Source organism: Pseudomonas sp. TH34 (assembly GCF_016650865.1).
Classification (GTDB): Bacteria; Pseudomonadota; Gammaproteobacteria; order Pseudomonadales; family Pseudomonadaceae; genus Aquipseudomonas; species Aquipseudomonas yamanorum.
Window position 1 is genome coordinate 318360 of sequence record NZ_JAEKFB010000033.1, and the last position, 12889, is coordinate 331248.

Annotated in this window: 13 protein-coding genes; 6 read left to right on the top strand and 7 right to left on the bottom strand. The window is 61.8% G+C overall.

Annotated features, from left to right (window positions below; translation table 11 throughout):
• Nucleotides 1-13: 13 nt before the first annotated feature.
• From ccoS to hemN, 3 genes are all read left to right on the top strand, one after another.
• Nucleotides 14-232: a cbb3-type cytochrome oxidase assembly protein CcoS gene (gene ccoS, locus JFU58_RS27035; RefSeq protein WP_201142793.1), complete on the top strand. Its 219-nt coding sequence runs from the start codon at nucleotides 14-16 to the stop codon at nucleotides 230-232.
• The gene (locus JFU58_RS27040; RefSeq protein ID WP_201142794.1) at nucleotides 225-908 is read left to right on the top strand and encodes a sulfite exporter TauE/SafE family protein; all 684 of its coding nucleotides are present in this window, start codon (nucleotides 225-227) and stop codon (nucleotides 906-908) included. The genes ccoS and JFU58_RS27040 overlap by 8 nt, the downstream gene beginning before the upstream one ends.
• A gap of 103 nt (nucleotides 909-1011) precedes the next feature.
• Complete coding sequence (gene hemN / locus JFU58_RS27045) at nucleotides 1012-2394, top strand: oxygen-independent coproporphyrinogen III oxidase (RefSeq protein ID WP_093200370.1); 1383 nt, start codon at nucleotides 1012-1014, stop codon at nucleotides 2392-2394.
• 3 nt (nucleotides 2395-2397) lie between these two features.
• On the opposite strand, the gene JFU58_RS27050 is transcribed toward hemN, so the two are convergent.
• Nucleotides 2398-2886, bottom strand: coding sequence for a hypothetical protein (locus JFU58_RS27050; RefSeq protein ID WP_063032296.1), 489 nt, complete (start codon nucleotides 2884-2886; stop codon nucleotides 2398-2400).
• 153 nt (nucleotides 2887-3039) lie between these two features.
• Here JFU58_RS27050 and fnr point away from each other — a divergent pair, with 153 nt between their 5' ends.
• Together fnr and JFU58_RS27060 are read left to right on the top strand one after the other, a co-directional pair.
• Entirely contained in the window at nucleotides 3040-3774 is a 735-nt protein-coding gene (gene fnr, locus JFU58_RS27055) for a fumarate/nitrate reduction transcriptional regulator Fnr (protein WP_003219044.1), read from the top strand.
• A gap of 80 nt (nucleotides 3775-3854) precedes the next feature.
• Entirely contained in the window at nucleotides 3855-4403 is a 549-nt protein-coding gene (locus JFU58_RS27060) for an adenine phosphoribosyltransferase (protein ID WP_017477175.1), read from the top strand.
• A gap of 63 nt (nucleotides 4404-4466) precedes the next feature.
• On the opposite strand, the gene JFU58_RS27065 is transcribed toward JFU58_RS27060, so the two are convergent.
• From JFU58_RS27065 to dnaX, 5 genes are all read right to left on the bottom strand, one after another.
• Complete coding sequence (locus JFU58_RS27065) at nucleotides 4467-5615, bottom strand: acyl-CoA dehydrogenase family protein (RefSeq protein WP_201142795.1); 1149 nt, start codon at nucleotides 5613-5615, stop codon at nucleotides 4467-4469.
• Nucleotides 5616-5844: 229 nt separating this feature from the next.
• On the bottom strand, nucleotides 5845-6447 hold the full coding sequence (recR, locus tag JFU58_RS27070) for a recombination mediator RecR (RefSeq protein ID WP_003219049.1): 603 nt from the start codon (nucleotides 6445-6447) through the stop codon (nucleotides 5845-5847).
• Nucleotides 6448-6512: 65 nt separating this feature from the next.
• Entirely contained in the window at nucleotides 6513-7547 is a 1035-nt protein-coding gene (locus tag JFU58_RS27075) for an NADP-dependent oxidoreductase (protein WP_201142796.1), read from the bottom strand.
• 271 nt (nucleotides 7548-7818) lie between these two features.
• Nucleotides 7819-8157 (bottom strand): YbaB/EbfC family nucleoid-associated protein, encoded by a 339-nt coding sequence (locus tag JFU58_RS27080; protein ID WP_003193199.1) that lies wholly within the window; start codon nucleotides 8155-8157, stop codon nucleotides 7819-7821.
• A 43-nt stretch (nucleotides 8158-8200) separates the two neighbouring features.
• A complete protein-coding gene (gene dnaX, locus JFU58_RS27085) occupies nucleotides 8201-10255 on the bottom strand; it encodes a DNA polymerase III subunit gamma/tau (RefSeq protein WP_201142797.1) in 2055 nt (684 codons plus the stop codon).
• A 133-nt stretch (nucleotides 10256-10388) separates the two neighbouring features.
• On the opposite strand from dnaX, the gene JFU58_RS27090 reads away from it, so the two are divergent.
• A complete protein-coding gene (locus JFU58_RS27090) occupies nucleotides 10389-11138 on the top strand; it encodes a substrate-binding periplasmic protein (RefSeq protein WP_063032304.1) in 750 nt (249 codons plus the stop codon).
• Between the two features lie 50 nt (nucleotides 11139-11188).
• On the opposite strand, the gene JFU58_RS27095 is transcribed toward JFU58_RS27090, so the two are convergent.
• On the bottom strand, nucleotides 11189-12880 hold the full coding sequence (locus JFU58_RS27095; RefSeq protein WP_063032306.1) for a putative bifunctional diguanylate cyclase/phosphodiesterase: 1692 nt from the start codon (nucleotides 12878-12880) through the stop codon (nucleotides 11189-11191).
• Between the last annotated feature and the right edge of the window lie 9 nt (nucleotides 12881-12889).

Below are 12889 nucleotides of genomic sequence, written 5' to 3' on the forward strand. Positions count from 1 at the left end.
GCATGGAGTGCAGATGCCAGCTCTTTACGTGATGATCCCGGCGGCGCTGTTGATTGTGGCCATCGCCATTTACATCTTCTTCTGGGCGGTGGACAGCGGCCAGTATGACGACCTCGATGGCCCGGCCCACAGTGTGCTGTTCGACGACCAGGACCCGAATCACCTGGCCGCCATCGACGAAGCCAACGGCCCTGAGCAACCGCCCAAGCCCAAAGACCCGCCCCATGCTTGAACTGGCGCCCCTGCTGGTCTCGGCGGTGATCCTCGGCCTGCTGGGCGGGGGCCATTGCCTGGGCATGTGCGGCGGCCTGATGGGCGCGCTGACCCTGGCGATTCCCAAGGAGCAACGCAGTCGGCGCTTTCGCCTGCTGCTGGCCTATAACCTGGGACGCATCCTCAGCTACGCCACCGCCGGCCTGTTGATCGGCTTGGCCGGCTGGGCCGTGGCCAACAGCCCGGCGGCGATGTTCATGCGCATCCTCGCCGGGCTGTTGCTGATTTGCATGGGTTTGTACCTGGCCGGCTGGTGGAGCGGCCTGACCCGTATCGAAAGCCTCGGTCGCGGCCTGTGGCGGCATATCCAGCCGATCGCCAACCGTTTGCTGCCGGTGTCCAGCCTGCCCCGGGCGTTACTGCTGGGTGCGCTCTGGGGCTGGCTGCCGTGCGGGTTGGTCTACAGCACCCTGCTGTGGGCGGCCAGCCAGGGCAATGCGCTGGACAGTGCAGTGCTGATGCTCGCCTTCGGCCTCGGCACCTGGCCGGTGCTGCTGGCCACGGGGTTAGCCGCTGATCGAGTAACAGCGTTATTGCGTAAACGTAGCGTGCGGATGACGGGAGGCCTGTTAGTCATCCTGTTCGGCATCTGGACCTTGCCCGGGCCGCACCAGCACTGGCTAATGGGCCATTAAAAGGCCATGTGGCATAGCGCCGCTCCCCGTTGATGCAAATCAAGATGGCCTCTGCACCCAGCCCCTAGACTCGGCCCACTAGCCTATCCGGGGGAACGCCCGCATGCTCGACGCCATTCGTTGGGACACTGATCTGATTCACCGCTACGACTTGGCGGGGCCGCGCTACACCTCGTACCCCACCGCCGTACAATTCGACAGCCAGGTCGGCACCTTCGACCTGCTCCACGCCCTGCGTGACAGTCGCAAGGCCACTCGGCCATTGTCGCTGTATGTGCATGTGCCGTTCTGCGCGAATATTTGCTACTACTGCGCCTGCAACAAGGTCATCACCAAGGACCGTGGGCGGGCCCACGCCTATCTGCAACGCCTGGAGCAGGAAATCCAGCTGGTGGCCTGCCACCTCGACCCCAGGCAACCGGTGGAGCAACTGCATTTCGGCGGCGGCACCCCGACCTTTCTCAGCCATGACGAGCTGCGTCAGGTCATGGGCCGGCTGCGCCAGCACTTCAACCTGCTGGACGATGACTCCGGCGACTACGGGATTGAAATCGACCCACGGGAAGCCGACTGGGCGACCATGGGCCTGCTGCGTGAGCTGGGGTTCAACCGCGTCAGTATTGGCGTGCAGGACCTGGACCCCGAAGTGCAGCGTGCGGTGAACCGCCTGCAAAGCCTGGAAGAAACCCGGGCAGTGATCGACGCAGCGCGCACCCTGCAGTTTCGTTCGATCAATATCGACCTGATCTACGGCCTGCCCAAGCAGACACCGCTGAATTTTGCGCGCACGGTGGAGGAAGTGATCAGCCTGCAACCGGACCGGCTCTCAGTGTTCAACTACGCACACCTGCCGGAACGTTTCATGCCCCAACGGCGGATCAACACCGCAGACCTGCCGACCCCGGCGGAAAAGCTGCTGATGCTGCAAACCACCATCGAGCAGTTGACCCAGGCCGGCTACCGTTACATCGGCATGGACCACTTCGCCCTGCCGGATGACGAACTGGCCATCGCCCAGGAGGAAGGCAGGCTGCAACGCAACTTCCAGGGCTACACCACCCATGGGCATTGCGACTTGATCGGGCTTGGGGTGTCGGCGATCAGCCAGATTGGCGACCTGTACTGCCAGAACAGCAGCGACCTGAACCACTACCAGAACGCCCTGGCCGGCGCGCAGCTGGCCACCAGTCGTGGGCTGTTGTGCACCACGGATGACCGGTTACGGCGGGAAGTGATTCAGCAGTTGATCTGCAATTTCAGCTTGGCATTCGAGAAAATCGAACAGGCCTTCAACATCGATTTTCGTGGTTACTTCGATGAGCTGTGGCCACAACTGGAGGCAATGGCCGAGGACGGGCTGATCGAACTCGACCCACTAGGCATCCGCGTATTGCCGGCTGGACGCCTGCTGGTGCGCTCGGTGTGCATGGTGTTCGATGCCTACCTCGAACACCAGAACCGGCAGCGCTTCTCCAGGGTTATCTGAGTGTTACTTCGCCATCAGGCTCATCGCTTCCATCTGAGCCTGAGGCGGCTCGTCTTTCAGGACTTTGGACAATTGCGTCTGGGCCGTCATCAAGCCGGACTGGATGGTCGCCACGTCGCCCTGCAAACCGGCCACCTTGGCCTGGCGCGCCTCGGGGCTCAGGGAGGTGTCAGCCATGGCCGCAGAGAGTTCGGCCATCTTCTCGGCCAGCTGCTTTCTCAATTCGCGGATCATCTTCAACAGCTGCTTGGCGCTGTCGCTCAGGCTGCTTTCATCAATATCGCTATTGGAGGATTTCGCTGCCGAGGCCATGCCCATCCCCGCACCGGAAATGACCACCTTCACGCCCTCAGTGACCGTAGGCTCGGCAGCCTTGGTTTCCAGAGCCGGCGCCTTGGCAGCGGCTTCTTTTTCCTTGGCTGCATCAGCAGCCTTCCAAACGGCCACTGCGGACACGTTGATAAGCGGGTTTTGGACAGTGCTGACTGACATGATCTGAGCTCCAGCTCCTAGAGAGACATCTATGTATCGACGCCGATACATAAACCTTTATATCGCTGCTGCTTTTTTGTACACGCTGGCCTGATCGTCCCCCAGTGCGGTACCCTTACGTCTTATGTGTGTTTTCCCACAAGGATTTAAGAAATGTCCGAGCCAGTTAAACTGCGCGCTCATAGCCAGGCTCATTGCAAGGATTGCAGCCTGGCCCCCCTCTGCCTGCCACTTTCGTTGAATCTGGAAGACATGGAAGCGCTGGACGAGATCGTTAAACGCGGTCGCCCACTGAAAAAAGGCGAGTTTCTGTTTCGCCAGGGCGATAAGTTTGATTCCGTTTATGCAGTACGTTCTGGCGCGTTGAAAACCTTCAGCCTGAGCGATGGCGGCGAAGAGCAGATCACCGGTTTCCACCTGCCCAGCGAATTGGTGGGACTCTCGGGCATGGACACTGAGATTCACCCGGTATCGGCCCAGGCCCTGGAAACCACGTCCGTCTGTGAAATTCCGTTCGAGCGCCTGGATGAACTGGCCCTGCAGCTACCGCAATTGCGTCGCCAGTTGATGCGCGTGATGAGCCGGGAAATCCGCGACGACCAGCAGATGATGCTGCTCTTGTCGAAGAAAACCGCCGACGAGCGGATCGCTACCTTCCTGGTCAACCTCTCCGCGCGTTTCCGTGCGCGGGGTTTCTCGGCCAATCAGTTCCGCCTGAGCATGTCGCGCAACGAAATCGGCAACTACCTGGGCCTGGCGGTGGAAACCGTGTCCCGGGTATTCACCCGCTTCCAGCAGAACGAGCTGATTGCCGCTGAAGGCAAGGAAGTGCATATCCTCGACCCGATCCAGCTCTGCGCCCTCGCTGGCGGTTCGCTCGACGGTTGATCCAGACGCTTGCGGCCGAGCCAATCGGCTGGGCCGCAGGTATACTTCGAGTCCGTTTTCCTCCCCAGGACTCCTCGACGATGGTCTTCGATTCGTTCGACATCAAATCCCTGATTCGCCCAGTCATCGACTTCCCCAAGCCTGGGGTGATCTTTCGTGATATCACGCCGCTGTTTCAGTCGCCCAAGGCTTTGCGCCTGGTGGCCGATACCTTTGTGCACCGCTACGTCGAAGCCGAGTTCACCCACATTGGCGCGATGGATGCCCGGGGCTTTTTGATCGGTTCGATCATTGCCTATCAGTTGAACAAACCGCTGATCCTGTTCCGCAAGCAAGGCAAATTGCCGGCTGACGTGCTGGCCGAGGGTTACCAGACCGAGTACGGCGAAGCCTTCCTGGAAGTGCACGCCGACAGCCTGTGTGAAGGTGATTCGGTGCTGATGTTCGATGACTTGATTGCCACCGGCGGCACGCTGATCGCGGCAGCCAACCTGGCCCGGCGCATGGGCGCACGGATTTTCGAAGCGGCGGCGATCATCGATCTGCCGGAGCTGGGTGGTTCCCAGCGCCTGGAAGACATGGGCATTCCTACCTTCTGCCTGACGCAGTTTGCGCTGACAGACCAATAACCCGGGATTCGTGTGGCGAGGGAGCTTGTGTGGCAGGGAGCTCCCTCGCCACAAAAGCGCTTTCTACAGGCCCATCTGCTTGCTGATGATTTCGTTCATCACTTCCCGAGTCCCGCCACCGATGGACAGGATGCGGTTGTCGCGATACAGCCGCTCCACCAGGTTGCCGCGCATGTACCCCTGGCCGCCGAGAATCTGCACGGCATCGTAGGTCACGCGGTCGGCGGTATCAGTGGCGAGGTTCTTGGCCATGGAAATCTCCTTGATTACACTCTTGCCCGCGGCCATCTTGGCGGCCTGGCGGTAGGTGAACTCCCGAGAGACTTCCACCGCCGTGGCCATTTCCGCCAAGCGATGCTTGAGCACCTGGAACTTGCCGATGGGTTTGCCGAACGCTTCTCGCTGGGTGGCCCATTTCAGGCTCTCTTCCAGGGCCATCTGCGCCGTCATGTTGGCCATCAAGGCCAGGGCCAGCCGCTCGCTCTGGAAGTTGCCCATGATGCAGGCGAAGCCCATGTTCTCGACGCCGATCAGATTGCCTACGGGTACGCGGCAATCATCGAAAAACAATTCGGCAGTGTCCGACGCCCACCAGCCCATTTTCTTCAGCGGTGTACCGGTGGTAAAACCAGGCGTGCCCTTTTCGATCAACAACAGGCTGATGCCGGCAAAGCCCGGCCCCCCGGTACGTACCGCGACGGTGTAGAAGTCGGCGCGCTGGCCGCTGGTGATAAAGGTTTTGCTGCCGCTGACCCGATAATGATCACCGTCGCGCACGGCACGGGTTTGCAGGCTGGCGACATCGGAGCCGCCTCCGGGCTCGGTGACCGCCAGGGCGGCGATCTTCTCGCCGGACAAAACCTGCGGCGCGACACGATCGCGCACTTCAGGCCGGGCCCATTTGACGATGGGTGGCAAGCCGATATCCAGTGAGCCCAACCCCGCCACCACACCGCCGGAGCCGCAGCGCATCAGCTCTTCGCTGGCCGCGACCTTGGCGAACAGATCACCTTCATGACTGCCGCCGAGGGCGTCGGGGTAACCGATCCCCAGGATCCCCGCCGCGCCGGCCTTGAGGTACAACTCCCGGGGGAAGCTCTCGGCTTCCTCCCACTGCTCGATGCCCGGCAACATCTCGCGTTCGACGAAACGGCGCACGCTGTCGCGGACCAATTGGTGGCTGGGGTCGAAGTATTCCTGATAGGCAGACATCGGCAAGCTCCACGGGACGGTGGAACGAACTTACCAAGCGCTTGCTTGGCTATCAAGGCACAAGGCAGAGCCTGACGAAGACTTAGATGAACAGTAAAGATCAAATGTGGGAGCTGGCTTGCCTGCGATAGCATCACCTCGGTTTAACTGAAAGACCGAGTTGTTTGCATCGCAGGCAAGCCAGCTCCCACATAAAGCCCAGCTCCCACATGTTGTCCTGCGGTGTTTGTTACAGAGCGATCGGCTTACGTCCGGCAAACGAATGCGCCAAGGTCCCGCCATCCACCAGTTCCAGCTCGCCACCCAACGGCACACCGTGGGCGATGCGCGAGGTGATCAGGCCTTTGTTGGTCAGCAACTGCGCGATGTAATGGGCCGTCGCTTCGCCTTCCACCGTAGGGTTGGTGGCCAGGATCACCTCGACGAAGGTGCCCTGCTCCTCGATCCGCGTCACCAGTTGCGGAATACCGATCGCTTCCGGCCCCAGGCCGTCCAGCGGCGACAGATGGCCCTTGAGCACAAAGTAGCGCCCGCGGTAACCGGTCTGCTCCACCGCGTACACGTCCATCGGTCCTTCAACTACGCACAGCAGTGTGTCGTCGCGACGCGGGTCGGCGCATTGCGGGCAGAGTTCTTCCTCGGTCAAGGTGCGGCACTGGCGGCAGTGGCCTACCCCTTCCATGGCCTGGCTCAACGCCTGGGCCAGTCGGGAGCCGCCGCTGCGATCACGTTCCAGCAGTTGCAGCGCCATACGCTGGGCGGTTTTCTGACCCACACCTGGCAAAGTGCGCAGGGCGTCGATCAGTTGACGAATCAGGGGGCTGAAGCTCATGGGGAAAGGTCCGACAAAACAACGAGACGCGGTTTATACCCGCGCCCCGGATTAGCGTCAAATGCTCAATCTTGTGCGACGTGCACCACCAACTTGCCGAAGTTGCGCCCCTCCAGCAAACCGATAAAGGCTTCTGGTGCCTGCTCCAGGCCTTCCACCACGTCTTCGCGGAACTTGATCTTGCCATCCCGCACCCACGGCGCCATGGCGCTGAGGAATTCCGGCTGACGGTCGCCGTAGTCGTCGAACACGATAAAGCCCTGAATGCGCACGCGCTTGGTCAACAGGGTGCGTTGCAGCGCCGGCAGACGGTCGGGACCGCTGGGGGCTTCGTGGGCGTTGTAGCCGGCGATCAGGCCGCACAAGGGAATGCGCGCCTTGGCGTTCAGCAACGGCACGACCGCATCGAATACCTTGCCGCCGACGTTTTCAAAATAGATGTCGATACCCTTGGGGCAGGCCTGAGCCAGCTCCTCGGCAAAGTTGTCGCTCTTGTGATCGACACAGGCATCAAAGCCCAGCTCGTCCACCACATAGCGGCACTTCTCGGCACCACCCGCCACACCGACCACCCTCAGGCCCTTGATCTTCGCCACCTGGCCGACCACCGAGCCCACCGCGCCGGAAGCCGCCGCCACTACCAGGGTTTCCCCGGACTTGGGTTGGCCGATATCCATAAGGCCCATGTAAGCGGTCATGCCGGGCATACCCAGCACACCCAACGCCATGGACGGACTGGCCAGACCCTTGGGCACCGGCACCAGGTTGCGGCCATCGGAGATGCTGTGGCTCTGCCAGCCGGTGGAACCGACCACCAGGTCACCCACTTCGAACTTGGTGTTGCGGGACTGTTCGATACGGCTGACAGCGCCACCGGTCATCACCTCGTCGATTTCCACCGGCGCGGCGTAGGACGGCGCATCACTCATGCGTCCGCGCATGTAGGGATCCAGCGACAGGTAAAGGGTTTTCAGCAGGACCTGGCCGTCGGCCAGTTCCGGCAGCGCGACGCGCTCCAGGCGAAAGTTTTCCGGCACCGGTGCGCCGTGGGGGCGTGAGACCAGCACAATGCGCTGGTTGAGGGTCAATGCTTCGGACATCAGCGAGGCTCCTTCTATCGGTGATTGAATTCAACGGTATAGGGTGCAGACCCCAACACAGGGCCCAGGGTTCGACAAAACTCTCGCAGTAGCAGTTGTCGAGCGCCAGCGAGGCTACGTTAGCCGCACCGCTGCGTTCATGCCAGGCGTGGGACCGAGTCGCTGCCGACGCAGCCTCGCTGGCGCTCGACAGCTGCTACGAGTATGGAAAATAGACGGCCAAAAAAATGCCAGGCACGGGACCTGGCATTTTCGGTGCTGCGCTTGCCGATCAGAACGGCAGCTTCATACCCGGTGGCAGTTGCATGCCAGCGGTCACGCCGGACATTTTGTCCTGGCTGTTGGCCTCGATCTTGCGCACGGCGTCGTTGACGGCCGCGGCAAACAGCGCTTCGAGCATTTCCAGGTCGTCTTCGCCCACACCTGGCAATACGCTTGGGTCGATGCTCACGCGCTTGATGTCGTGACGACCGGTCATCACCACACTGACCATATCGCCACCGGCTTTACCGGTGACTTCGGCGTTGGCCAGTTCTTCCTGCATCTTGGCCATTTTTTCCTGCATCTGCTGTGCCTGCTTCATCAGGCCGGCCATGCCACCTTTCATCATGGGAATCACCTCAAAAGTACGTGGATCAATTATTGGCCCCGGCTTATGACGCCTGAACCGGGGCTTCTACAGGTTCAATAGTATCGTGCCGCACCACCGCACCAAACTGCTCCATCATCTGCTGGATGAGCGGATCACCGTGGATCGACTCTTCAGCCTCGCGCTGGCGGTTGACCCGGCGGCGGGACGCCGCCTGGGCCGGGGTTTCCTGCTCGGGCTTGATCAGTTCGATGCTGATAGTCAGTGTGCGCCCGTGGAACTGGTTCAGGGCATCGTTGAGCCGACGTTGCTGGGTCGCGTTGAACAGGGCGCTGTGGGCCGGGTCCAGGTGCAACAACCAATTGTCACCATCCACGGCAATCAGTGTGCAGTTGGCGGCGATGCTGCCGGTCATGCCGGAGATCGGCAGTTTCGGGAACAGCTCCAGCCATTGCAACGCCAGGCCGGTGGCCGGCATCGCCGCGGGTTCAGGTTCCGGCTCCGGGGCAGGCTCGGCGGTGTGTTCGCTGGCCAGGTCGTCCAGGTAGCTGTAGGCCGAATCGATGTCCGGCTCGATGTAGTCTTCGTCCAGCGGCGGCTCGTCTTCGAGGTCAGTGCCCGGTGTGGCGGCGTCCACTTGCGCGACAGTCGGTTCCGGCACCGGGGCCGAAACCCACTCGGGGGCGTCCGGCACTACGCTGTCCGGGGTCGGCGCGGGCATGGGTGTCAGTTCAGGCTGCTCGCTGGTGGTTTCCAGCACCGGCTCGACGGCAGGCTGCAGCTCGACCTCGGCCTCTACCGGGTCATTCCACGGCAGGTCGACTTCAGGCACGGGCGCAGGCTCGATCACCGGCTCAGGCACGACCACAGGCGCCACCGGCTCAGCGACAACCGGGGCTGGCGCGGGAGCAACAGCCGCAGGCGGCGCAACCCCTGGCGCGACGACAGCCGGGCCAGCCACTGGTTTGGCGGAATCAACTGTGGCCTGGCTGATCCCCACTGGCTTTAGCGGCTGTCTCGGGGCATCCGCCGTGTCGGCGGGCCTGAAGGCCAGCATTCGCAGCAGGACCATTTCGAAGCCGCCGCGCGGGTCAGGTGCCAGCGGCAAGTCACGCCGGCCAATCAGGCCCATCTGGTAGTAGAACTGCACGTCCTCGGCCGGCAACGCCTGGGCCAGGGCCAACACGCGGTCGCGGTCGCCGTGGCCGTTGTCGACACCTTCAGGCAGCGCCTGAGCAATGGCGACGCGGTGCAGCACATTAAGGATTTCCGAGAGCACGCCATTCCAGTCCGGGCCTTTCTCGGACAGATGGCGCACGGCCTCGAGCAACGCCTTGGCGTCGCCTTCGATCAGCGCGTGCAGCACATCGAACACTTGGCCGTGGTCGAGAGTGCCGAGCATCGCCCGTACGTCGGCGGCCATGACCTTGCCTTCACCAAAGGCGATGGCCTGGTCGGTGAGGCTCATGGCGTCGCGCATCGAGCCGTCGGCGGCGCGGCCCAGCAACCACAGGGCGTCGTCTTCGAACGGTACGTTCTCGACGCCCAGCACGTGGGTCAAATGCTCGACCACACGCTCCGGGGTCATGTTTTTCAGGGAGAACTGCAGGCACCGCGACAGAATCGTTGCAGGAAGTTTCTGCGGGTCGGTGGTGGCCAGGATGAATTTGACGTAGGGCGGCGGCTCTTCCAGGGTTTTCAACAGGGCGTTGAAGGAGTGGCTGGACAGCATGTGCACTTCGTCGATCAGGTAGACCTTGAAGCGGCCACGGCTCGGTGCGTACTGCACGTTGTCGAGCAGTTCGCGGGTGTCTTCGACCTTGGTGCGGCTCGCGGCGTCGATCTCGATCAGGTCGACAAAGCGCCCTTCGTCGATTTCCCGGCACACCGAGCAGGTACCGCACGGCGTCGAGGTGATGCCGGTTTCACAGTTCAGGCACTTGGCGATGATGCGGGCAATGGTGGTCTTGCCCACACCGCGGGTACCGGTGAACAGGTAGGCGTGGTGCAGCCGTTGGCTGTCCAAGGCATTGATCAGAGCCTTGAGCACATGGGTCTGGCCGACCATTTCGCGGAACGAGCGCGGACGCCATTTACGTGCAAGAACCTGATAACTCATCGAAAACCGTCGCAACTGGGAAGCGGAAGCGGGTAATGCTAGCGGAGCAAGGGGGAAATTGCATCCGGCACGCTCGTCTAATCTGACTAAGCTGGTCTAACCAAGCCTGTAGAAGGCTGAACCCGGAGAGTTTATGCGCGCAGTCCTGGGCGCCTTGTGGATGATTGCCACGGTCAGCCTGGCGGCACCCGCACCTCTGCGTTTCTCCATTTCCGACAGCTGGACCATGCCCATGGTGCAACTCGACCAGGGCCAGCCAACCCAAGGGATTTTGTATGACCTGATGTTGAGCCTGGCCACCCAGGTCGGCCGCCCTGCGAAATTCCATGTGCTGCCCCGTGCGCGCATCGATACCGCCATGGAACGCGGGGATGTGGATGTGCGCTGCTACGTGACGCCGGCGTGGCTGAACAACCTGTCCGGTGATTACACCTGGAGCATTCCACTGCTGGTGCAACGCAATGTGTTGGTCACCGCGCACGTGCCGCCGCTGTCAGTGGCGCTGGACAGCCTGGCCCCGCAACATATCGGCACGGTACTCGGCTATAGCTACCCGACCCTGGAGGCACGCTTCGCCAGCGGCCAGTTCAGCCGCGAAGACAGCCGCAGTGAAGAGCAGGTGCTGCAAAAGCTGGTGGCCGGACGCTTCAAGTATGCGGTGATCAACGAATGGATCCTCGACCGCTTCAACCAGCAATTACCGCCCACAGAGCGCCTGCACACGGTGGCCGTGATCGAGGAGCAAAGCCTGGGGTGCTATGTGCGTAACGACCCGCAGGTGCCGGGGCAGCAGATCCTGCGCACATTGCTGCGGATGAAGATGTCCGGTGAGATTGATGAAATCATCCAGCTGTATATCGGGAACAGCGCACCCTCCCCTTAAGATCACCTGATTTACCTTGCGGCGAGGGAGCTCCCTCGCCACAGTAAACATCACTCAAGCTTTTGCCACTGCGCCGGCGGCCTGAACCCCTCCACCCAACCAGGGACCTCCCCCGCCGGCATCGGCCGGGCGATGAAATAGCCTTGGGCCACTTCGCAGCCCATGCGCATCAACAACTGGCCATGCTCCAGGGTTTCCAGGCCTTCGGCGATCACTTCGCGGCCAAACGCACGGGCCAGGCCGATCACCGCCTTGGTCAACGCCAGGTCGTCCTTGTCGTGCAGGATGTCCCGCACAAACGACTTGTCGATCTTGATGGTCTGGGTCGGCAGGCGCTTGAGGTAACTCAGGGAGGAATAGCCAGTGCCAAAGTCATCCAGGGAGAACTGCACGCCCAGGGCCTGGCACGCTTCCAGGTGCTGGGTGACGCGCTGGATATTGTCGATGGCCACCGACTCGGCAATTTCCAGGTCCAGCCGGTGCGGCTCCACCTCGGGCCATTGCTCCAGCAACTCTTGCAGCCGCTCAACAAAATCCTCCCGCTGGAAATGCCGTGCCGCGATATTCACGCTCACCGACCACCCGTGCCCATGGGCCTGCCAGTGATGCATTTGCGCCAACACCTGGGCGATCACCCATTCCCCGATGTCGACAATCAGGTCGGTCTGCTCGATCAGCGGCAGGAAATCCCCCGGCGCCACCAACCCGCGCTCGGGGTGCTGCCAGCGCAATAACGCTTCGAACCCCACCACCGTGCCGCAGCGCAGATTGACCTTGGGCTGGTAATGCAGGCACAACTGGCCCGCCGCCAACGCCTGGCGAATCTGCTGCACGGTCTGGTGGCTGGCCTTCACCTCCTGCTCCAGGGACACATCAAACAACTGGTAACGGTTGCGCCCGCTCTGCTTGGCCACATACATCGCCTGGTCGGCATGGCGCAGCAGGGTGTCGGCGTCCTCGTCATCCAGGGGAAACAGCGTGACGCCGATGCTGGCGAACACGTTCAACTCGGCCCCCTGGATCGAGTACGGCTCGGAGATCGCCTTGAGAATGCGCAGCAAGGCGGCGTTCAGCTCGTCGATGTCACGCACGTAACGCAGGATCAGGACAAATTCGTCACCGGCCAGCCGGGCGACCACGTCCTCGCCGCGAATGATCTCCCGCAAGCGCGTGGCCACTTCCACCAACAACAAATCACCGCAGGCATGCCCATAGCCATCGTTGACCGCCTTGAAGCCGTCCAGGTCGAGCATGCACAGCGCCAGCGGGATGTCTTCGCTGCGGGAGAATTCCAGGGACTGGTTAAGCAACTCGGACAGATAGGCACGGTTCGGCAAGCCGGTCAGCACGTCGTGGCCGACCCGCCATTGCAGGGTGTGCAACAACTGGCGTTTTTCGCTGACATCAAAGCGGATCGACACGTACTTCTGCACCCGCCCCGTCTTCTCATCGATCAGCGGCACCATGGTGCTGTCTACCCAATACAGGGTTCCGTCCTTGGCCCGGTTGCAGATTTCCCCACGCCACACCCGGCCTTCGCTGATGGCTTGCCACATGCCCTGGAAGAACCCCACAGGGTGCAGTCCCGAGCTAAGAATACGGTGGTTTTGCCCCAGCAACTCGTCACGCCCGTAGCCGGACATGCCGCAGAACTGGTCATTGACGTAAGTGATGCGGCCCGCCAGGTCTGTCTCGGAGAAAATGGCGGCTGCATCCACGGCCCTGCGGTATTTCTCGTCCATGAGTCAGGC

What these genes read in the sequence shown, in the direction of transcription:
- ccoS (WP_201142793.1), top strand. Translation starts at nt 14, where the DNA reads ATGCCAGCTCTTTACGTGATGATCCCGGCGGCGCTGTTGATTGTGGCC.
- JFU58_RS27040 (WP_201142794.1), top strand. Translation starts at nt 225, where the DNA reads ATGCTTGAACTGGCGCCCCTGCTGGTCTCGGCGGTGATCCTCGGCCTG.
- hemN (WP_093200370.1), top strand. Translation starts at nt 1,012, where the DNA reads ATGCTCGACGCCATTCGTTGGGACACTGATCTGATTCACCGCTACGAC.
- JFU58_RS27050 (WP_063032296.1), bottom strand. Translation starts at nt 2,886, where the DNA reads ATGTCAGTCAGCACTGTCCAAAACCCGCTTATCAACGTGTCCGCAGTG.
- fnr (WP_003219044.1), top strand. Translation starts at nt 3,040, where the DNA reads ATGTCCGAGCCAGTTAAACTGCGCGCTCATAGCCAGGCTCATTGCAAG.
- JFU58_RS27060 (WP_017477175.1), top strand. Translation starts at nt 3,855, where the DNA reads ATGGTCTTCGATTCGTTCGACATCAAATCCCTGATTCGCCCAGTCATC.
- JFU58_RS27065 (WP_201142795.1), bottom strand. Translation starts at nt 5,615, where the DNA reads ATGTCTGCCTATCAGGAATACTTCGACCCCAGCCACCAATTGGTCCGC.
- recR (WP_003219049.1), bottom strand. Translation starts at nt 6,447, where the DNA reads ATGAGCTTCAGCCCCCTGATTCGTCAACTGATCGACGCCCTGCGCACT.
- JFU58_RS27075 (WP_201142796.1), bottom strand. Translation starts at nt 7,547, where the DNA reads ATGTCCGAAGCATTGACCCTCAACCAGCGCATTGTGCTGGTCTCACGC.
- JFU58_RS27080 (WP_003193199.1), bottom strand. Translation starts at nt 8,157, where the DNA reads ATGATGAAAGGTGGCATGGCCGGCCTGATGAAGCAGGCACAGCAGATG.
- dnaX (WP_201142797.1), bottom strand. Translation starts at nt 10,255, where the DNA reads ATGAGTTATCAGGTTCTTGCACGTAAATGGCGTCCGCGCTCGTTCCGC.
- JFU58_RS27090 (WP_063032304.1), top strand. Translation starts at nt 10,389, where the DNA reads ATGCGCGCAGTCCTGGGCGCCTTGTGGATGATTGCCACGGTCAGCCTG.
- JFU58_RS27095 (WP_063032306.1), bottom strand. Translation starts at nt 12,880, where the DNA reads ATGGACGAGAAATACCGCAGGGCCGTGGATGCAGCCGCCATTTTCTCC.